20 protein-coding genes are annotated in these 19,233 nt (G+C 62.9%); 3 read left to right on the forward strand and 17 right to left on the reverse strand.

Features of this window, described 5'->3' with window-relative positions:
• The first annotated feature begins 78 nt into the window (after window positions 1–78).
• Together EK23_RS15925 and EK23_RS15930 are read left to right on the forward strand one after the other, a co-directional pair.
• Window positions 79–768, forward strand: coding sequence for a S1 family peptidase (locus tag EK23_RS15925; RefSeq protein ID WP_052808249.1), 690 nt, complete (start codon window positions 79–81; stop codon window positions 766–768).
• 186 nt (window positions 769–954) lie between these two features.
• Entirely contained in the window at window positions 955–1,437 is a 483-nt protein-coding gene (locus tag EK23_RS15930) for a transcriptional repressor (protein ID WP_045226384.1), read from the forward strand.
• Window positions 1,438–1,727: 290 nt separating this feature from the next.
• On the opposite strand, the gene EK23_RS15935 is transcribed toward EK23_RS15930, so the two are convergent.
• A complete protein-coding gene (locus EK23_RS15935; RefSeq protein WP_045226385.1) occupies window positions 1,728–2,933 on the reverse strand; it encodes a DUF7450 family protein in 1,206 nt (401 codons plus the stop codon).
• A 535-nt stretch (window positions 2,934–3,468) separates the two neighbouring features.
• On the opposite strand from EK23_RS15935, the gene EK23_RS15940 reads away from it, so the two are divergent.
• Complete coding sequence (locus tag EK23_RS15940) at window positions 3,469–4,368, forward strand: transglycosylase SLT domain-containing protein (protein WP_082054251.1); 900 nt, start codon at window positions 3,469–3,471, stop codon at window positions 4,366–4,368.
• Window positions 4,369–4,709: 341 nt separating this feature from the next.
• Here EK23_RS15940 and EK23_RS15945 read toward each other — a convergent pair whose 3' ends face one another.
• The 16 genes from EK23_RS15945 to eno all read right to left on the reverse strand — a co-directional run bounded on the left by EK23_RS15945 (window position 4,710) and on the right by eno (window position 19,153).
• The gene (locus EK23_RS15945; RefSeq protein WP_045226386.1) at window positions 4,710–5,042 is read right to left on the reverse strand and encodes a P-II family nitrogen regulator; all 333 of its coding nucleotides are present in this window, start codon (window positions 5,040–5,042) and stop codon (window positions 4,710–4,712) included.
• 11 nt (window positions 5,043–5,053) lie between these two features.
• Window positions 5,054–8,164, reverse strand: coding sequence for an efflux RND transporter permease subunit (locus tag EK23_RS15950; protein ID WP_045226387.1), 3,111 nt, complete (start codon window positions 8,162–8,164; stop codon window positions 5,054–5,056).
• Window positions 8,165–8,167: 3 nt separating this feature from the next.
• Window positions 8,168–9,277, reverse strand: a complete 1,110-nt coding sequence (locus tag EK23_RS15955; protein ID WP_045226388.1) for an efflux RND transporter periplasmic adaptor subunit — start codon at window positions 9,275–9,277, stop codon at window positions 8,168–8,170.
• Window positions 9,274–10,551, reverse strand: coding sequence for a TolC family protein (locus tag EK23_RS15960; protein ID WP_082054252.1), 1,278 nt, complete (start codon window positions 10,549–10,551; stop codon window positions 9,274–9,276). Before EK23_RS15960 ends, EK23_RS15955 begins: the two co-directional genes overlap by 4 nt.
• A gap of 106 nt (window positions 10,552–10,657) precedes the next feature.
• A complete protein-coding gene (locus EK23_RS15965; protein ID WP_045226389.1) occupies window positions 10,658–11,008 on the reverse strand; it encodes a hypothetical protein in 351 nt (116 codons plus the stop codon).
• A 132-nt stretch (window positions 11,009–11,140) separates the two neighbouring features.
• The gene (gene pqqE, locus EK23_RS15970; protein ID WP_045226390.1) at window positions 11,141–12,277 is read right to left on the reverse strand and encodes a pyrroloquinoline quinone biosynthesis protein PqqE; all 1,137 of its coding nucleotides are present in this window, start codon (window positions 12,275–12,277) and stop codon (window positions 11,141–11,143) included.
• On the reverse strand, window positions 12,249–12,521 hold the full coding sequence (gene pqqD, locus EK23_RS15975) for a pyrroloquinoline quinone biosynthesis peptide chaperone PqqD (RefSeq protein WP_045226391.1): 273 nt from the start codon (window positions 12,519–12,521) through the stop codon (window positions 12,249–12,251). The genes pqqE and pqqD overlap by 29 nt, the downstream gene beginning before the upstream one ends.
• A 5-nt stretch (window positions 12,522–12,526) precedes the next feature.
• Complete coding sequence (gene pqqC / locus EK23_RS15980) at window positions 12,527–13,255, reverse strand: pyrroloquinoline-quinone synthase PqqC (RefSeq protein WP_045226392.1); 729 nt, start codon at window positions 13,253–13,255, stop codon at window positions 12,527–12,529.
• Window positions 13,256–13,262: 7 nt separating this feature from the next.
• Entirely contained in the window at window positions 13,263–14,177 is a 915-nt protein-coding gene (gene pqqB, locus EK23_RS15985; RefSeq protein WP_045226393.1) for a pyrroloquinoline quinone biosynthesis protein PqqB, read from the reverse strand.
• Window positions 14,178–14,263: 86 nt separating this feature from the next.
• Window positions 14,264–14,338 (reverse strand): pyrroloquinoline quinone precursor peptide PqqA, encoded by a 75-nt coding sequence (pqqA, locus tag EK23_RS22630; protein WP_082054260.1) that lies wholly within the window; start codon window positions 14,336–14,338, stop codon window positions 14,264–14,266.
• Between the two features lie 131 nt (window positions 14,339–14,469).
• Window positions 14,470–15,216, reverse strand: a complete 747-nt coding sequence (locus EK23_RS15990) for a HesA/MoeB/ThiF family protein (RefSeq protein WP_045226394.1) — start codon at window positions 15,214–15,216, stop codon at window positions 14,470–14,472.
• Between the two features lie 8 nt (window positions 15,217–15,224).
• A complete protein-coding gene (gene truD / locus EK23_RS15995) occupies window positions 15,225–16,256 on the reverse strand; it encodes a tRNA pseudouridine(13) synthase TruD (protein WP_045226395.1) in 1,032 nt (343 codons plus the stop codon).
• Complete coding sequence (gene ispF / locus EK23_RS16000; RefSeq protein ID WP_045226396.1) at window positions 16,253–16,729, reverse strand: 2-C-methyl-D-erythritol 2,4-cyclodiphosphate synthase; 477 nt, start codon at window positions 16,727–16,729, stop codon at window positions 16,253–16,255. Before ispF ends, truD begins: the two co-directional genes overlap by 4 nt.
• Complete coding sequence (gene ispD, locus EK23_RS16005; protein ID WP_045226397.1) at window positions 16,717–17,421, reverse strand: 2-C-methyl-D-erythritol 4-phosphate cytidylyltransferase; 705 nt, start codon at window positions 17,419–17,421, stop codon at window positions 16,717–16,719. The genes ispF and ispD overlap by 13 nt, the downstream gene beginning before the upstream one ends.
• A gap of 1 nt (window position 17,422) precedes the next feature.
• Window positions 17,423–17,851, reverse strand: coding sequence for a cell division protein FtsB (ftsB, locus tag EK23_RS16010; RefSeq protein ID WP_045226398.1), 429 nt, complete (start codon window positions 17,849–17,851; stop codon window positions 17,423–17,425).
• Between the two features lie 18 nt (window positions 17,852–17,869).
• A complete protein-coding gene (eno, locus tag EK23_RS16015; protein WP_045226399.1) occupies window positions 17,870–19,153 on the reverse strand; it encodes a phosphopyruvate hydratase in 1,284 nt (427 codons plus the stop codon).
• Window positions 19,154–19,233: the final 80 nt, after the last annotated feature.

A 19,233-nucleotide genomic window follows, 5' to 3' on the forward strand; every position in this document is an offset into this window, starting at 1 on the left:
ACGAACACCCATGAACTTTTCCCGAAATCGGCGATTCCAAGGTTAGAATGGCATTGTCGGGCTCTTGCGGGAGGGGCTATGGTTGCTTGGCTGGCTTGGATTGGCGTCGTCACGGGCGGGTGTTACGCGGCTGCGGCCTGGGCGGATATTGACCACACGCTGTCTTTGAGCGTGGTGCAGATTCAGGGCTATCCGGGAACCGGCCGGGTTGCCTTGGGCTCGGGCGTTGTGGTGGCGCCGGGACGTGTGGCCACCAACTGTCATGTAACGCAGAAATCCAAAGTGGTGGTGATCAACAAAGGGGCGCAACAGGTCAAGGCCAGCGCCCAGCGGGCAGACGTAGAGAAGGACCTCTGCCTGCTGGACGCACCGGAACTGCAACTGCCGGTTGCCCGCTTGGGTCGCTCGTCCAGTCTGAAAGTGGGTGAGACCTTATACCTGTACGGCTATCCGCGTGCGACCGGGATAGCTTTCTCCCAAGGGAGCGTGCAGTCGCTGCACGCTTTCAAGAACAGTCTGGTTATCGAAACCTCGGCCGATCTTACCGAGGGAGCCAGTGGCGGCGGCATTTTCGATGACGCCGGTAAGCTGATGGGCTTGGCCACGTTTTTCTCCGCAGGACACAGTGGCCGCAACTACGCAATTCCCGCGGACTGGATATCAGGCCTTTCGCGTAAGCCGCGCCGCGAGATCGCGCCCATGGACGGCCTTCCGTTCTGGCAGGATCTAGCGCACCTGCCTAAGTTCCTCAAGGTTCCAGGCCAGTAGCGTAGACTCTCAGCAGAGGTCTGCGTCTTCGCTGGTGGCGTAAATCAAGGCCTGATTTCCGCCTCGGCTTTTCCCCTGTACTGATCATCTTCCAGTAGCTTGGACCCCGCAATTGGCAGGGCAGCCCGCAATTGCCGCGGGTGGTCCGCTTGTGCTACGTTATAACCCTGTATCGAGGAGCCATTCATGAGTGCCATGACCGGGCATGACCATAAGTCGTGCGTCAACAAGGCCATCCATACGGCGGAACACCTCTGCCAGGCCCGCGGTGTCCGCCTGACGCCCATACGCCGGCGCGTGCTTGAATTGATCTGGGACAGTCACAAAGCAGTCAAGGCCTATGATCTGCTCGAAAGGATCAAGCCGTCCGACTATGCCGCGAAGCCGGCGACCGTATACCGGGCGCTGGAGTTCCTGATGGAGCAAGGGCTGATTCACCGTGTGGAGAGTCTCAACGCCTTTGTCGGATGCGTCTGTTCCGAATCACAGCACGAACTCTTGCTACTGATCTGCGAGCGCTGCGAGGAAGTCGAGGAACGGCCGGCGCCCGATGTGATGAGCGCCCTCAGCCGTGAAATTCTGCGGGCGGGATTTCTGGTTCACCACAAGGCCATCGAGGTGCACGGCGTCTGCGCCCGCTGTATCGAGCGCGAGCAGGGCCTGGTCTGATGGTCGTAGTCGAAATTGCTACGATATAACATGTTTGTGGTGTTGCCTTTAGGCACTGCCTAAGCGGGGAACGGCCACCGGTGTGATTTGTATGCCTAGGGTACAGTGTCGCAGGGCGGCAAAGTGCCGTGTCTTTGGATAATCGGTGGGACTCGCTTCCCGCGAAATTCCGTTTTGAGGTGCCGCAAGTGGTAATACCACGCGGAGACGGGGGCTAGCGACGCCGTAATAGTTGCATTCGGCGCGAGAGGGGGGAGCGGCCAAGGCCGCTCCCAGGGGCATAAGATTGGCTATTGCTTGGTGGCGGTGGAAGGCACGCAGTACTCGTCCGCCTTCTGCACCTTGGCAGCTGCCGATTCCAATGAATTAGCTATGTTGACCGTTCCCGCGGGCTTGCCGGTCGGCGTGACGGCATAGCACATCAGGAATGTGTCGGGCCGCTGCGCGGAGGCGCCATTGTTGCCGGTTGGGGCGCAGAAATGACTGGGCGTGGTCACCTTGTAACGACGCTGGGCACTCAATTCGTCCTGCAACTGTTTGGTGCTATTCAGGTTTTTCTTTCCCTTGACCTTGGTGGTGTAGCAGGCATAGGTATCAACCACGCCCTGGTTGGACAACTGTGGCGCGGAAGTCGGGGCGGACTTGTCCGCCGAGGAAGGCAGCAGAATGCGGTCCAGCTTCTTGGTGTTCACCGTCCAGGAACCTAATTCGTTGACCACACTGAACTTGGCTTTCCGGTTGAGGGGCTTGGTAAGGCTATAACCGACCAGGCTGGGATCCGGGCTGATGATTTCCGTGACGCCGATCTTGGCCGGGTTGGCCAAGCTGGCGCGTTTGCTGATGCTTGCGGAGAAGGCTCCTGTGGCGTCAGTCAAGGCCAGAGTCGTATTGGTGACCTTGGCCGGTTTGGCCTTGTAACTGAGAAATCGGTCGGGAGATAGAACGGTCTCAACATTGTCGACGGCAAAGGTGAAGTCGGTAAAGGCTCCGGCGCCGTCCGGGCATTCGCCATTGCCTGGAGCGTCTTCGAAGCGAACGACGATGTCGCCGCTCCCCGACGCACTCAGGGCGGCGTGGGGCAGACCGGGCAGACCGAGCGAACCGTCGGCGTCAGGACCGGCGTTACGGGACTGGTTCCCTGAGTAGAAAATGAATTTTTCCTTGGTTGTTTCATTCTGGGCCTCCAGTCTGAACACCAGTTCGTGGCCTGCCTCGAAACTTCCGAGTGATAAAGTGGTTCCCTCCGGTGTGGTCTGGCTCGTGTTCAAGGGATGGCTCTCGAATATCGCGACACTGCCGTACACCGGATCACCGTCCAGATATAGCTTGCTTGTGTAGGCTGCATTCGGGTTTTCAGGGGCGTGCATCGTAACGTTCACCACGCCGGCCTGCGCCACAATGACCGGCTGACCAACGGCCGGGCAAGCAGCATGGCCCAGCAGCGGGGTGGTGAGCAACAGGCCGCAAAGTGCTGTGAGCGGTGAGAATCTGGACATCAAGGACTCCTGCAAATTTTAAATGATAGCGCGCAGCCAACCGTAATCACCCGTTGTTCGAGTTCACGGCCGCGTCATGGGACGGAAGCCGGTGCTCGCCTGTGGGCAAGAGGCATGAACTGGTCTGAGTCCAGTATATGCAGGTGGCGTGCCAATGGTGGTTAGACTTCGTGTTGGGGCGTCTCTGGCGGTGGGAACCGAATCTGTACGCCGCAAAGTGTAAAAAATTGTGACACTGAAAGCTCAACGTCGCCGTGATCCCAATTTTTCTGTCGCCCAGAAGCGCCAGTCGGGATCGGCAAGGGGGATTTTGATATCAAATTTTGATCTGTCACATCGGTGTTACACCTCCCCCGGGAGCGCAGGAATGGTGTGGAAAATCCATACGGTAACGGGGTGTCGAAATTTTTTACATTATCGGCAGACAGGTGCCGAGACACCTCCGTACTTTCCCGTAAAGCCCCAGAATTTGCGGTCTGGTACTAAAAATGCTAAATAAGAGTCGCCATGCAACAGCTTAAAGACTCAGGTGCCCATGAATCCAATCAAATCGACCCTGTTCGTTCTTTTGACCTCTCTGTCCAGCGTGAGTTGGGGAGCGGTCGATGTGAACGAAGCGCGTGAGTTCAGAATGGAAGCAGCTGGGTACGAGCGCGGTCGCGGCGGCAAGCCCGATTATGCCGAGGCGTATCGGCTCTACTGCAAGGCGGCGCTGCTGGGTGACCGGGAAGCAGCCTCCAGTCTGGGCTGGATGTACATGAACCGGCGCGGCGTGGAACTGGATCAGGCGCGGGCCATGGGCTGGTTCAAGAAGGCCGCTGAGCAGGGCGATGCGTTTGCGGGCCGCATGCTGGTCCGGCACAGCGATGTGACGCCCGTCAAGGATTCCGACTGCAGGCCGGAGCGGCCCGCCGTGATTGTGGCCAAGCGCAGCTTCTCCGGGAAGCCGCCGGCGCGCTTCTCGGGTCCCGGCAAGGACCTGATCGAGGGCTGGGTGCACAAGATCGCGCCCAAGTATTCCATCGATCCCGATCTGGTAATGGCCGTCATTCAGGCCGAGTCGGCGTTCAATCCCGCAGCCCTCTCGGGCAAGAACGCCCAAGGCTTGATGCAGTTGATCCCGGAGACCGCCGAGCGCTTCAGCGTCAGGGATGTGTGGAACCCCATCGAGAACATCAAGGGTGGCACGGCCTATCTCCACTGGTTGTTGCGCCACTTCGGCGGGAACGTGGAACTGACGCTGGCGGCCTACAATGCCGGCGAGAACAACGTGGACAAATACCACGGGGTTCCGCCCTTCGCCGAGACGCAGAATTACGTGCAAACCATCCTTGCGGGCTATCAGAAGACCGAGCATCCGGTACCGCCGGATATCGGAAAGAAGGAGGTCGATCGCGAAATCCTGCGACTGGCCTCTGTGCTGCAGCCACTCTAAGTTCGGGCGCTTGACCATACCGCTCCAGGCCAGTCCCTGGAGCGGGGCGCACCCACCAGGCTTTTCTTTTATTCAGCGCCATAGGTCAATGTTGCCGCTTATTCCCCAATCTCCCTTCGACAAAACCTCCAGGGGCTGCATAAGCTAACTGCAACCATTAAGCGCCCGTTTGGCGAGCATCGGGGACGAGATGGTGGATTTCGTCCGCGCCGGATCCGCAGAACTTATAACTTATGCAGCCGGCTATTCTGATTTCGTGCCCAGACTTTGAAGTAGTCCATGAGCAGCTTGCGGAAATGCTTTGAGGCCGTCGTAGTCCAGGTTCAATGCGCTCTGCGGATTCAGCCGCTCTTGCCATTGCGGATGCGCAGGAAGCCTTCCGCCGGGGTGACCCAGATGATGCCATCGCCCATGTGGCCGGTCTGGCAGGTTTCCTGGATGAGTTGGACGATTTCCGCCACCTGGTCATCGGCCGCCAGGATCTCGATGCGCACCTTGGGCGAGAAGTCGGTGAGTTCCGCGTGGATGTCGAGCCGGCTGCGCTGATGCTCGATGGGTGGGCTGCAGCCCTCTGCGCGGCTCACCGTCATGCCGGGGAAACCGGGTAGGGCCACGAGTGCGTTGCGCAGCTTCTGCAGCTTGACCGGCTGTATGACTGCCTTGATCTCTTTCATCGGCACTCCTTTCAGGCTTCCACGCGTTTTTGTTCGAACCAGCGGTAGAGGGTGGGCACCACCACTAGGGTCAGCAGGGTCGAGGTGATGAGTCCGCCGATCACCACGACCGCCAAGGGTCTTTGCACCTCAGATCCGGGACCGGTGGCGAACAAGAAGGGCACCAGGCCCAGGAGGGCCACCGTGGCCGTCATCATCACCGGCCTGAAACGCTGTTCGCAACCGCGGCGGATCGCCTCGATCTGACCCATGCCATCATCGCGCAGGCTGCGGATGTAGGATACCAGCACCACGCCGTTGAGCACGGCTATGCCCCAAAGGGCGATGAAACCCACCGAGGCCGGCACCGACAGGTACTCACCGGTTATGGCCAGGGCGATGACGCCGCCGATGGAGGCGAAGGGCAGTACCAGGATGATCAGGCCCGCGAAGCGCAGCGACCTGAACAGCATGAACAGCAGGAAGAAGATGGCGCCGATGGTGATGGGGATGATGAGCTTGAGGTGGCCCATGGCGCGCTCCATGTTCTGGAACTGGCCGCCCCATTCCAGGTAGTAGCCTTCCGGCAGTTTGACCTTGGCGCCCACCGCCTGCTGCAGCTCGGCGACGAAGCCGCCCAGGTCGCGGTCGCGCACGTTGATGCCCACCACGATGCGGCGCTTGGCCATTTCCCGCTTGATCTGGGCAGGGCCATCCATCAGGCGGATGTCGGCCAGATCTTCCAGGGGCACACGGGCGCCGTTGGGAGAGGTGAGCATGATGCCGGAAATGGCCTCGACGCTGTCGCGGAAGGATTCCGGCAGGCGCACCGCCGCCGAGAAGCGCCGCTCGCCCTCATAGATCTCCGTCGCGACCTTGCCGCCGATGGCGGTCTCGATGACGTCGTGGATGTCGGAGGCGTTGAGTCCATGGCGGGCGATGGCCTCCCGGTCGATCTGGATGTTCAGGTACTGCTGCCCGGTGGTGCGCTCGATGCGGATGTCCTGGGAGCCTTTCACCTCGCTGGCGATCCGCGCGATTTCGGAGGCCGCCAGCTTCAGTTCAGCGATGTCGTCGCCAAAAATCTTTACTGCCACGTCGGAGCGCACGCCGGTCACCATCTCATCCACGCGGTCGGAGATGGGCTGGGCCATGACGATCTGCACCCCCGGCAGGTTCTCCTTGAGCTTGTCGCGCAGGGCATCGGCGATATCGTCCTGGGTCCAGCCCGGGGGCCACTCCTCGCGGGGTTTGAGGGTGGCGATGGGGGTGGATTCGTTCTGGCCCTGCGGGTCCGCCGGGCTTTCGCCGCGGCCGATGTTGGTGGCCACCATGCGCACGCCGGGCACTTCCATCACCATCTTCATGGCCGCCATCTCCATCTTGATGCCTTCCTCCAGGGAGATATTGGGCATGCGGTCGATGGCCGGCACGATGGAGCCCTCCTTCATTTCCGGGATGAAGGAAGTGCCGAGCAGGGGCAATAGCGCCAGGGTTCCGGCGAACAGGGCGGCGGAGGCGATGACGACGGTCTTGCCGTTGGCCATGGCCCAGTCCAGCAGTTTGAGGTACGGCCGCTTGAGGAAGGCAACGATCCGGGTATCGTGCTCCTCGCCCTCGTGGCCGATCAGCATGTAGGAGCACAGCACCGGGGAGAGGGTCAGCGAGACGATCAGGGAGATGAGCAGGGCGATGGAGATGGTGTAGGCCAGGGGCGCGAACATCTTGCCTTCCATGCCTTGCAGTGTCATCAGGGGCAGGAACACCAGGATAATGATGCCGACCCCAAACAGTACCGGCGTCGCCACTTCCTGGGCCGCCGCCAGGACTACGCGGATGCGGCTGGTGGCGCGTCCGCGGCGCTCTGAGAGCAGGCGGAAGGCGTTCTCCACCACCACCACCGAACCGTCCACCATCAGGCCGATGGCGATGGCCAATCCGCCCAGGGACATGAGATTGGCGGACAGTCCCAGTTGATTCATGACGATGAAGGTCACCAGGGGGGTGACGATCAGGGTGCTCACCACGATCAGGCTGGAGCGCACGTCCCCCAGGAACAGGAAGAGGATGATGACGACCAGCACGATGCCCTCGATCAGCACCTTGGTCACCGTGTGCAGGGCGGCGTCCACCAGTTCGCTGCGGTCATAGTAGGGCACGATCTTGAGGCCGCCGGGCAGCATGCCCTTGTCGTTGATTTCCCGCACCCGCTCCTTGATGCGGCTCACCACCTCCTTGGCGTTGCCGCCACGGAGCATCATGACGATGCCGCCGACGGACTCGGTGTAGCCGTTCTTGATAACCGCGCCCACCCGCACCTCGTGGCCTATTTTCACGTCCGCCACATCGTGGATGTGGATGGGCACGCTGTTTTCCTCCTTGAGCACGATGTTGCCGATATCGTCCAGGTTACGGATGAGGCCCACGCCGCGAATCAGATATTGCTCGGCGTAATGGCGCAGTACACCGCCGCCGCTGTTGGCATTGTTACGGGCTAAGGCGAAATAGACGTCGTCGAGGCTGATGCGGTAGTGGCGCATGCGGTCCGGATTGACCAACACCTGGTATTGCTTGACATAGCCGCCTTGGGAGTTGATTTCCGCCACGCCCGGGATGCCGCGCAACAGCGGCCGCACCACCCAGTCCTGGACTTCTCGGCGCTTGGCCAGTTCCTCGGGGCCGAGTTCGCGCTCGCCGTCGTCGTCCCGGTCCAGAGTGTACTGGTAGACCTCGCCTAGGCCTGTGGACACCGGACCGAGGACGGGAATGACGTTCTCCGGCAGGCTCTTGCCCACCTCCATCAGTCGCTCCATCACCAGTTGGCGGGCGAAGTACACGTCGGTCTGGTCGGTGAACACCAGGGTGATGAGGGACAAGCCGTTCTTGTTCAGAGAGCGCATCTCGGTGAGCCCCGGCAGGCCGGTCATGGCGATTTCCAGGGGCACGGTGATGAATCGCTCCACTTCCTCGGGCGAACGGCCCTGGGCTTCCGCCGCGATTTGCACCTGGACATTGGTGACATCGGGAAAGGCGTCCACGGAAAGGTGCTGCACGGCCTGCGCCCCGAAGAACACCAGGGCCACCGCCACCACCACGACCACGATGCGCTGGTCGAGAGCCGATCGGATTAGGGACTCGATCATGGCCTACTCCAGCTCCTTGCGCAGACGCTCGTTGTTCAGGTGGTACACCCCATCCACCACTACGCGTTGCCCGGCCTTGAGCCCGTCTTCGACGCTGCGCATCTTGCCTTCACTGTCGCCCAGCCGCACTCGCACCATTTCGAAGGTGCCGGGGCCGGTCTGGATGAACACGTGGTCATGGTTGTCCTCGCGGATCACCGCCGAGTCCGGCACTACCAATTCCTGCACGCCCTCCTTGCGGATTAGCAGGGTGGCCAGCATTTGAGGTTTGAGGATGCGCTTGGCGTTGGGGACCTCCATGCGCACGGTGACGGTACGGGTTTCCGGATTCACCACGTCGGCGACGAAAATGAGCTTGCCATTCAGCTTCTCTTCCGGCAAGGCTGGCACCTCGGCACTGGCCTCGTCGCCCTCCCGCGCCCAGCGTGCCTGCTGCTCGGGAATTTCGGCAACCACCCAGACCTGGGAGAGGTCGGCGACGGTGAACAGGGCATCCGCGGGCTGCACCACCTGTCCCAGGGTCACCTTACGCTCGATGACGATGCCGGCGAGGCTGGCGGTGATGGGGGAGAAGGAATGAATGGTGCGCTGCCGCGCCAGGGTCGTCAAATCCGCTTCGGACATCCCCATGACCCTGAGTTGGTCCTCGGCGGCATGCAGGTCCACCTCCGCCTCGCCCAGCATGCTTTCCCGCTCCTGCAATTCCGCCGAGGCAATCACGTCGCTCTCCAGCAGTCGGCGCGCGCGGCTGACCGCCAGACGGCGCAGGTTGACCTGGGAACTGGCCTTCAGATAAGCCGATTGGGCGGCGCCCAGTTCCGTGCTGTTGAGCATGGCGAGAATTTCGCCTTTCTTCACCTCGTCGCCCAGCACGGCGCGAATCTCCGTAACGCGACCGGTGACCGTGGCGCCGATGCGGGCCACGCGCTGCTGGTCCAGTTCTACACGGGCAGGCACGCGCAGGGAGTCGCGGATTTCCGCCTGTCCTATGGTGCTGACCTTGAGTTGGGAAAGTAGTGACTGGGGCGGGTTGACCGATTTCGGGGTTTCGGCTTGCGCCATCGGGCAGGAGCCCTGCATGGCGAGGATTAACAGGAGTCTGAGGGACTTCATGGTTGGATATCCTTCAATTCGGTGGCGCGCAGGCGCTCCAGGTCGATGACGGCGGCCTGGCGGTCGAACCTGGCATTGAGAAAGTCCAGGCGCACGCTGCGGAAGACGCGTTGGGCATCGAGATAGTCGAGGATGCCGCGCTCGCCGAGACGGTACGCGGCCTCGGCCACCTTGAGGGTGGCTTCCGCCTGGCGCAGCAGCCCCGACTCGAAGGTTTCCACCTGACGCTGGGCGATGCGGTAGCGGTTGTAGGCGCTCTCCAGTTCGCGCAGCACGGTAAGTTCCTGAAGATTGGCCAGGGCCTCGCTTTGCTGGAGGTCCGCCCGCGCCTCACCGATGGGTCCTTGGCGCTGGTTCCAGATGGGCAAGGGCAGGGCGAAGCCGACGCGCCATTGTTCCAGTCCGGGATCGCGCTCCACCCCCGTGATCAGGGTGGGCACCGGCCAGCGTGACTTCTCTTCCAGGCGCAGTTTTGCCTCTGCCCGCTCCACTTCAGCACGCGCCTGATGCAGCGCCGGTTGGCGGGCCAGGATTTCATCGCGCAGGGTTTCCAGGGTCGGCAGGTCCGACAGGGTCGCGGGCAATTCGCCCTGGGCGTCGAAGTTTCGCGGCAGGACAGGACCGAAAAGGGCGCGCAGGGCGGACTTGGCGTCTTCAACGCGTACGATGGCGCTTTCCCGCAACTTGACCGCGTTCAGGTGTTCCGCTTCCGCCTTCACCTGCTCGTAGCGGGGGGCCTCGCCCACGTCCACCCGCAGGGTGACTTTATCTCGAATCTGGCTGAGCAGCCGCTCGTTGTCCTGGGCGATTTGCAGTTCCGACTGCCTCCGGATGATTTCGTAGAATGCCTGGCGCGCCTGGGCTCGCACGGTAAGCCAGACGTAGCGGTTGGCCTCGTCGGCGGAGGTAATGCCGGCCTCGGCCACCTTGCGGCGCGCTTCCCGCATGAAGGGCAAGTCCAGCGGTTGGGCCACCAGGAGTTGCTCGTTGGGTCCGTTCAATGAGCCCGGGCCGATGCCGGTGGATGTGCCGCCGCTGGTTTCCAGTTCCGGGTTGGGGTACATCCTGGCGGTCACCATGGCGGCCTGCGCCGACTCCTGGCGGGCGCGGGCTGCGGCCATGGTCGGATTGTGACCTTCCAGCAGGCTCAGAACCTGGCCTAGTGTCAGAGTCTGCCCTTGGACAGGAGCGAAGCTGCAGAGCAGGATCAAGAAACACCCGAGGGCAGCGGCGCGTCCCGATGGTGGGGGATGGTGAAGCTGGTTTGAATGCATGGTAGTGCTGCTTTCAATGACGCGGCGCCAGCAGGTCGGGGTGGTGGCCACGTGCAGAATCGGGAGTGGGGGCGTTTCCTCCGCAACCCCAAGCGCAAGGATGGAATCAGCCGACGATGGGAGGAGGGGTTGCCGGAGGCTGGCTCGGAGCCTGCGCCCAGGCGTCGCGGTAAAGAGACGTCAGGCCCGATTTCCCGATGTTGGGGACGCAGGAGAATACCGCCAGCGGAGGTAAAGGATCGGGATCGTCCGCGGAGTCCATCAGGTCTTCACTGTCGCCGTCGATGCTGAAGCTGGCGGGCGAATCCAGCATGATCTGCGCGTACAGCGGTGCGAAAAAGACGAGTCCTGCAAGCAATAGCAAGACTGGAAACAGCATGCCTGCTACGCGATGCCCGTGGCCCTGGCGGGTCAGGCAGAGGAGGGACGCCGACAGGCGCGGCAGCTTCAGGTACACAATAGAACGGCAGAATTTGACAGTGACACAATGGCTTACAATCGTAACCCAAATTCTGTCGTATGGCCAATCGGAAGCGATGCGAGGTTGACGCAGCCGCGTGTACCATCCGGCTGCCGGATCAGGCCAGAGTCAGGTGGAGAGACTGCGGGAATTTTTGGGGTTGCGGAACACCAGCGGCTTGGCTTGCGAGGCGTCCATATCGACCTTGGCAGCGTCGATGGCATCCAGCACTTTCTGGTGGTCGGGCGATAGGCTGCACACCGGATCGGTGCGGTTCATGTCCCCGGTGAGAAGATAGGCCTGGCAGCGGCAGCCGCCGAAATCCTTGACCTTCTCGGGGCAGCTGCGACAGGGTTCCGGCATCCAGTCGAAGCCGCGGAAGCGGTTGAAAGCCTCGGATTTGAGCCAGATGTCGCTGACGCTCATCTCACGCACATTGGGGCACTGCAGGCCCGGCAGTTCCCTCGCCGAGTGGCATGGCAGGGCGGTGCCGTCCGGGGCGATGGTCAGGAAGGTGGTGCCCCAGCCGTTCATGCAGGCCTTGGGACGGTCCTCGTAATAGTCCGGCACCACGTAGTAGATCTTCATGCGGCCCTGGAGCTTTTCCTTGTATTCCTGGGAGATGGCTTCCGCCGCCTGGAACTGCTCGCGGGTCGGCAGCAACTGGTCGCGGTTGAGGCGGGCCCAGCCGTAGTACTGGGTGTTGGCGAGTTCCAGATAATCGGCCTCCAGTTCCACCGCCATGTCCAATATGGCGCGCATCTGATGGATGTTCTGACGGTGGATGACCACGCAGAGCACCATGGGGTAACCGTGCTTCTTGACCAGGTGGGCGACCTGTTTCTTGTGTTCGAAGGATTCGGTTCCGGCCAGGAAGTCGTTCAGGTCCTTTTCCGGCGACTGGATGCTCACCTGGATGTGGTCCAGCCCGGCCTCTTTGAGTTCGGCGATGCGCGCCTCGGTGAGCCCGTAGCCGGAGGTGATCAGGTTGGAGTAATAGCCCAGTTGCCGCGCATGGGACACCAGGGTGCCCAGGTCGCGCCGCGTCAGCGGCTCACCCCCGGAAAAGCCCAGTTGCACCGCGCCCATGGCCCGCGCCTCGGACAGCACCCGCAGCCAGTCCTCGGTGCCCAGTTCCGCGCCGTGCTGGGCGAAGTCGATGGGGTTGGAGCAATAGGGGCATTGCAGCGGGCAGCTGTAGGTCAGCTCCGCCAGCAGCCAGCGCGGCGGGGTGATCTTAAAGGGCTCTGATCCAACCGTTTGCAAGGGCGGTCTCCAGGAAACCGAAGATGTCGTCTCTCAGACCGGTTTCGTTGAACTTTTGTTCAAGGGCTTGCACGATGCCGTCCGCATCGTGGCTGCCGTCGCACAGCTTGAGGATCTCAGCGGAGGGCACATTCAGCTCCACCATGCCCTCCGGATAGAGGATCACATGGCGTTGCTGGGCTTCCTCCCACTGCAGCCGGTGCAGGGGCGAAAAGGCGAGACGTTTGCCGGGCTCAAGGCTCATGGGTATCAGGCGGGCACGTTGAAATAGGGCGGCTTCTTGTCCACGTAGGCCAGCCACATGGCGTCCAGCATGGTCCAGAGGATGTCCAGCTTGAATTGTAGGATATCCAGGGCTCGCTCCTGCTGCTCGCGGGTCTTGAAGTGATCCAGGGTGATGGCGAGCCCGTGCTCCACGTCGCGACTGGCCTGGCTGACGCGCTTGCGGAAATAGGCCAGGCCCTCGGCCTCGATCCACGGGTATTGGTCCGGCCAGCCTGCTAGGCGCTGCTTGTGGATGGTGGGCGCGAACATTTCGGTGAGGGAGGAGCAGGCCGCTTCCTGCCAACTGGCGTTGCGGGCGAAGTTGACATAGGCGTCCACGGCGAATTTGACGCCGGGCAGCACCCGCTCCAGGGACCACAGTTCTTCGCGCGGAATGCCCACCGCCTCGCCGAGCCGGGTCCAGGCCTCGATGCCGCCGGCGTCCTCGCCCCAGCCGTCGTGGTCGTGGATGCGCTGGATCCACAGACGGCGAGTATCGCGGTCCGGGCAGTTGGCCACGATGTTGGCATCCTTCACCGGAATCTTGATCTGGTAGTAAAAGCGGTTGGCGACCCAGCCCTGGATCTGCTCCCGGTCCAGTTTCCCGGCGGCCATCTCCACGTGATAGGGATGCTGGATGTGATAAAACTTTTCCTTGGCGCGCAGCCGCGCTTCGAATTCTTCCCGGCTCCAGGGTTGTTCGTGTTCGCTCATCGGTTCCTCACAGATTGATTTCGAGGCCGTCGTAGGCGACTTCGATACCGGCCTCATTCAGGGTTTTGCGTTCCGGCGAATCTTCGTCGAGGATGGGATTGGTGTTGTTGATGTGGATCAGGATTTTTCGACCCTTGGCGACAGTGGTCAGGGTTTCGATCATCCCGCCCTCGCCCGACTGGGGCAGGTGGCCCATGTCCAGGGCGAGCTTCTCGCAGATGCCGGCCCGGGCCATCTCATCGTGCTGCCAGAAGGTGCCGTCCACCAGCACGCAATCGGCAGCCGCCATGGCCGCGCCCACGTGGGGCTCGATCTCGCCCAGGCCCGGCGCGTAGTAGAGCCTGCGGCCGGTGGAAATCTGTTCCACGATCACGCCGATGTTGTCGCCCGGATGGGGATCGTGGCGGTGCGGCGAGTAGGGCGGCGCCTTGCTCTTGAGGGCATGGGTGTAGACCTTCAGGTCCGCGATGCCGGGAATCTCAAAGCCCGATCCGTCCAGGGGCACCGGGTGATGGTTCACCTTGCAGTAATGTTCCAGCATGGTGAACAGGGGGAATCCGCTGGAGAGATCCTGGCGCACCATTTCGCTGCAATAGATGTCCAGCGGCCGGGTGGACTCGCGCAGCATCAGCAAGCCGGTGGTATGGTCGATCTGGCTGTCGATCAGCAGGACGGCGCGGATGCCGGTGTCCCTCACGCCCTCCCGGGGCTGAATGTCGGGGAAGGCTTCCAGTTGCGCGCGGATATCCGGGGACGCGTTGAACAGCAGCCAATGTCGGCCGTCGCTGCTCACGGCGATGGAGGACTGGGTACGCTTGAGCCCGCGCATCTCCCCGGAGCGGATGCGCCGGCAATTGTGGCAATTGCAGTTCCATTGGGGGAAGCCGCCGCCGGCCCCGGCTCCTAATACCCTGATTCTCATGCTGGCCTGTCGTCAGTTAGCGTGCCGCTGGAAATAAAAACGGGGCCCCACCTAAGTGCGAGCCCCGTTTTTGAATTCAGCCAGGATTAACGATTGTAGATGTACATCGTTACTTCGAAGCCAAAGCGCAGGTCGTTATAGCTCGGTTTTTCCCATCTCATGTCGTCTACCTCCAGAATGCTCGTTGTTAGGTGTTATAACATGGCTCGTGAAAGCTCGGGCGAAAGTATACGTCGCGTGATTTGGTGACGCAACAACCCGTCGGTGGGAACAATTCCCCCAAGGGCCCGTATCATTTCCCGCCGCAGGTTGGACAGCCGGGACTGCGCCGAAGTTTCATCTCCCTCCATTCCAGGCTCAGGGCGTCCAGCAGAAGCAGCCGCCCGCGCAGGGTCTTGCCCTGGCCCAGCAGGAGCTTGATGGCCTCCAGGGCCTGCATGCTGCCGATGATGCCGGGCAGGGGGGCGATGACGCCATTGCGTACGCAGGTGTCGCCCAACTCGCCCTCCTCGGCATACAGGCAGCGGTAGCAGGGGCTGTCGTCCCGACCCGGCGTGAACACCGTGATCTGGCCCTCGAAGCGGATCACGGCGCCGGAGATCAGGGGCGTGCCGGTTTTGACGCACGCGGCATTGACGGCAAAGCGGGTGGCGAAATTGTCGGAGCAGTCCAGCACCACGTCGCTCGCCGCCACCTGCTCCCGCAGTTCGGCTTCCTCCAGGCGCTGGCTAAGAGCCTCTACCCTGATGTCCGGATTCAGCCGGCGCAGGGCATCGGCCGCCGATTCCGCCTTGGGCCGGCCCAGGTCCGGGGTGCCGTGGATGATCTGCCGCTGCAGATTCGATAGATCCACCGAATCGAAATCGCTGATGGCGAGCTGTCCCACGCCGGCGGCTGCCAGATACATGGCGGCGGGGGAGCCCAGTCCGCCCAGGCCGATAACGAGGGCGCGGGCGTCCAGCAGTTTCTGCTGGCCCTCGATGTCCACCTGGCGCAACAGGATCTGGCGTCCGTAGCGCAGCAGTTGTTCGTCATCCATGGCCGGCCTCAGTCCAGTTCGCCCTGGAAATCCACCACCTCGCGTAGGACCGAGGTGGCATAGGCGCCAGCGGGCAGGGCAAAGCTCACCTGCAGCGCGGAGCCATCGAGCAACCGCCAGCCGAGATCGGACACGCAAAGCCGCAGGGGCCGGCGCGCCATCTCCAGGCCCGCTCGCACCAGGCCGCCGCAATAATCCTGCAGGTTTTCGGCCACTTCGCTCTCCAGCGCTCCGGGAGTTTCGCTGGTCGGCAGTTCGCCCTTGCCCCAGAGCGGACCGCTGGGGTGGATCTCCCGGGCCTCGACACGGCGCTGGATGTCCTCGTTCAGGGCCTCGCGGAAGAAACTGTGCGAATCGCCGAACATGAACACATCGCCCGGCAGGGCCTTGTTCCAGTGGCCTTCCACGACCCGTCGGGCAAGGACGGAATTGAAGACATGGGAGCGCGCCGCCGACAGATAGATGCCGGCCAGGTTGCGGTCGCGCAGCTTGAGTTCGCCGGAAAACATCGCCAGGGCCTGCTCCAGGTTGCGCCCGCCGTGTCCGAAGCGCTGTGGCCCGAAGTAGTTGGGGACGCCGTCCGCCGCGACGCGTTGCAGCCGTTCCTCGATCATTTGGGGACTGCCGTCTAGGTCGCGCAGGACGATCTCGAAACGGTTGCCGCGCAGGGCGCCGGTCCTGAGCTTGCGGCTGTTGCGGCGCGTTTCCAGCACGCGCACGCGCTCCGATGCCAGGCCGGACCAGTCGATTTCCCGCTTGCCCGGCACCTGCACGCTGTACCACTGGATAGTGCGGGCATTGCGGTCTTTCATGCCGGCATAGCTCACCGCCTGGCGCGGGACTTCCGCATGGCGGGCGATCTGGCGGGCCAGGTGGTCGGTGTTCTCGCCGGTCTTTTCCACCCGCAGGAAAATGTGCTCGCCTTCGCCGCTGGGTTCAAAGCCCAGCAGTTCTTCCACGACGAAGTCCTCCGGCGTGGCCTTGAGGGCGCCCTTGGCGGCCGGTCCGCCCCAGGCGTGGGGCAGCAGGGGCAGGCTCACGGTTTTTCCAGGAGCACCGTCGCCAGGGAGGAGATGCCTTCGCCGCGGCCTTCGAAGCCCATGCCTTCGGTGGTGGTGGCTTTGACGTTCACCGCATCCAGTTCCACCCCAAGGTCACTGGCGATGATTTCGCGCATGGCGGGGATATGCGGCGCCATCTTGGGGGCCTGGGCGATGATGGTGAGGTCCACGTTCACCGGCCGGTAGCCCATGCCCTTGAGCTTGGCGCAGACGTCGCGCAGCAGGATGCGGCTGTCGATGCCCTTGAAGGATTGATCGGTGTCCGGGAAGTGCTTGCCGATATCGCCCAGGGCGGCGGCGCCCAGGAGCGCGTCGCACAGGGCGTGCAACGCCACGTCGCCATCGGAATGGGCGGCCATGGCCTTGGTGAAGGGGATGTGCACGCCCGCCATGACGATACCGTCGCCTTCCTTGAATTTGTGGGCGTCGTAGCCCTGGCCTATGCGAAACATTGCTGCTCCAGGTAAAAGGCGGCCAGGGGCAGATCCTCCGGCCGCGTGATCTTGATATTGTCGGGGCGGCCTTCCACGATGGCCGGGCGCTGGCCCTGCAGTTCCAGGGCGCTGGCCTCGTCGGTGACGGTCAGTCCGCGCCGGGCGGCGTCCTCCAGGGCAAAGCGCAGGGTGCCGTAGCGGAACATCTGCGGCGTCAGGGCGCGCCAGATATGGTTGCGGTTCACCGTGTCGACGATGACGCCGTATTCCACACCCTTCAGGGTGTCGGTGGAGGGCAGGGCGAGTATGCCGCCGACGGGGTGGTCCGCCAGTCGGTCCATGAGGCTTTCCACATCGCTAGGAGTGACGCACATGCGAGCGGCATCGTGCACCAGCACCCAGTCCTCCAAATGAGCCAGTTCCTCGAGCCGGACCAGGGCCGCCAGCACCGAATCCGCCCTTTCCTTGCCGCCGGGCGCGGTGACGATGCGGGCCTCATTGGCGCAGGGCAGGTCGGGCCAGTAGCCGTCCTCGGCGCCCAGGGCCACTGCGATGGCGGCGAAACGCTCCACCGCCAGCAGGCGCTCCAGGGTGTGCTGCAACACCGGCTTGCCGGCCACGGCCAGATATTGCTTGGGGATGACACCGCCCATGCGTTTGCCCACGCCGGCGGCGGGGACGACGCCCCAGTAGCGGATGCACGCCGTCATGCTAATCAGCCCTGGCCGGTGCGGGAGCAGCCGAAGGTTGCGCCTGCCGGTCGAACTCCTCCACCGGATCGGAAGGCGGTTTACGCGCCCGGCGACGTTTTGGAACCGGCGTGCCCTTGGGTGTCTCCTTGGCGGCGGGCGCCGGGCTGGGTGGCGGCTGATGCTCGATCACCTGCACAAAGAACTCGCCTTCCTTGATCATGCCCAGGTCCTGGCGGGCTCTTTCCTCGATGGCGTCGGTGCCCTGCTTGAGGTCCATCACCTCGGCCTCCAGGGCGGCGTTGCGTTCCTGCCGCCGCGTGCCTTCCCGGCGCAGTTCCTCGATGCGCTCGCCCAGGCGGTGCAGCTCCAGCACATTGCCGTCACCGAACCAGAGCCGGTATTGCAACAGCCCGATCAGGAGCAACAGGAAGACGATCAGCTTCTTCAAGCAGGTTCAGGCTAGGGGTCAGATGGCGCGTTTGAAGGCATTGCGCCCGGCGTAGACCGCGCGGCTGCCCAACTCTTCCTCGATCACCAGGAGGCGATTGTATTTGGCCACACGGTCGGAGCGGCTCAATGAACCGGTCTTGATCTGTCCGGCGCCCGTGGCCACCGCGAGGTCGGCGATGGTGCTGTCCTCGGTTTCGCCAGAGCGATGCGAGACGACCGCCGTGTAGCCGGCGGCCTGGGCCATGCGGATGGCTTCCAGGGTTTCGGTGAGGGTGCCGATCTGGTTGACCTTGATCAGGATGGAGTTGGCGATGCCCTTGTCGATGCCTTCCTTGAGAATCTTCGGGTTGGTGACGAACAGGTCGTCGCCCACCAGTTGGATGCGGGAGCCCAGCTTGTCCGAGAGCAGTTTCCAGCCGTCCCAGTCGCCCTCCGCCAGACCGTCCTCGATGCTGACGATGGGATATTTGTCCACCCAGGCGGCCAGGTAATCGATGAAACCGGCGGAATCGAACTTGCGGCTCTCGGAGGCCAGGTCGTACTGGCCGTCCTTGTAGAACTCGGAGCTGGCCACGTCCAGGCCCAGGTAGATGTCCTTGCCCGCCTGGTAGCCGGCCTTGGCGATGGCCTCCAGGATCACTTCGATGGCCTCCTCGTTGGAGGACAGGTTGGGGGCGAAGCCGCCCTCGTCGCCCACGGTGGTGGCCAGGCCGCGGTCGTGCAGCACTTTCTTCAGGTTATGGAACACCTCGGCGCCATAGCGCAGGGCCTCGCGGAAGCTGGGCGCGCCCACCGGCAGGATCATGAACTCTTGCAAGTCCACGCTGTTGTCGGCATGGGCGCCGCCGTTGATGATGTTCATCATCGGCACCGGCATGATGAACTCGCCCGTGGTGTTGAGTGCGGCGTACAAGGGCTTGCCGACGGATGCGGCGTGGGCGCGGGCGCTGGCCAGGGAAATGGCGAGCAGGGCGTTGGCGCCCAGGCGGCCCTTGTTGTCGGTGCCGTCCAATTCGATCATGCGAGCGTCCAACGCGGCCTGGTCGCCGGCATCCAGGCCGATTACGGCCTCGCGCAGGGTGGTATTGGCGTTCTCCACCGCCTTGAGCACGCCCTTGCCCAGATAACGCTGCTTGTCGCCGTCGCGCAATTCGATGGCCTCGCGGCTGCCGGTTGAGGCGCCGGAGGGCACCATGGCAGAGCCGAAGGAGCCGTCGGCCAGGACCACGTCGGCCGCGACGGTGGGATTGCCGCGGGAGTCCAGCACTTCGCGGGCTTTGATGTCAGTGATCTTGCTCATGTCGGTACCACGGTTGAGTGAAGTTTGAAGGGTGGGTCTTGCCGACCTGGTTCGGCTGGCTGTCCCTGCCGCCTCGTGGC

The organism is Methyloterricola oryzae (assembly GCF_000934725.1).
Taxonomy (GTDB): Bacteria; Pseudomonadota; Gammaproteobacteria; order Methylococcales; family Methylococcaceae; genus Methyloterricola; species Methyloterricola oryzae.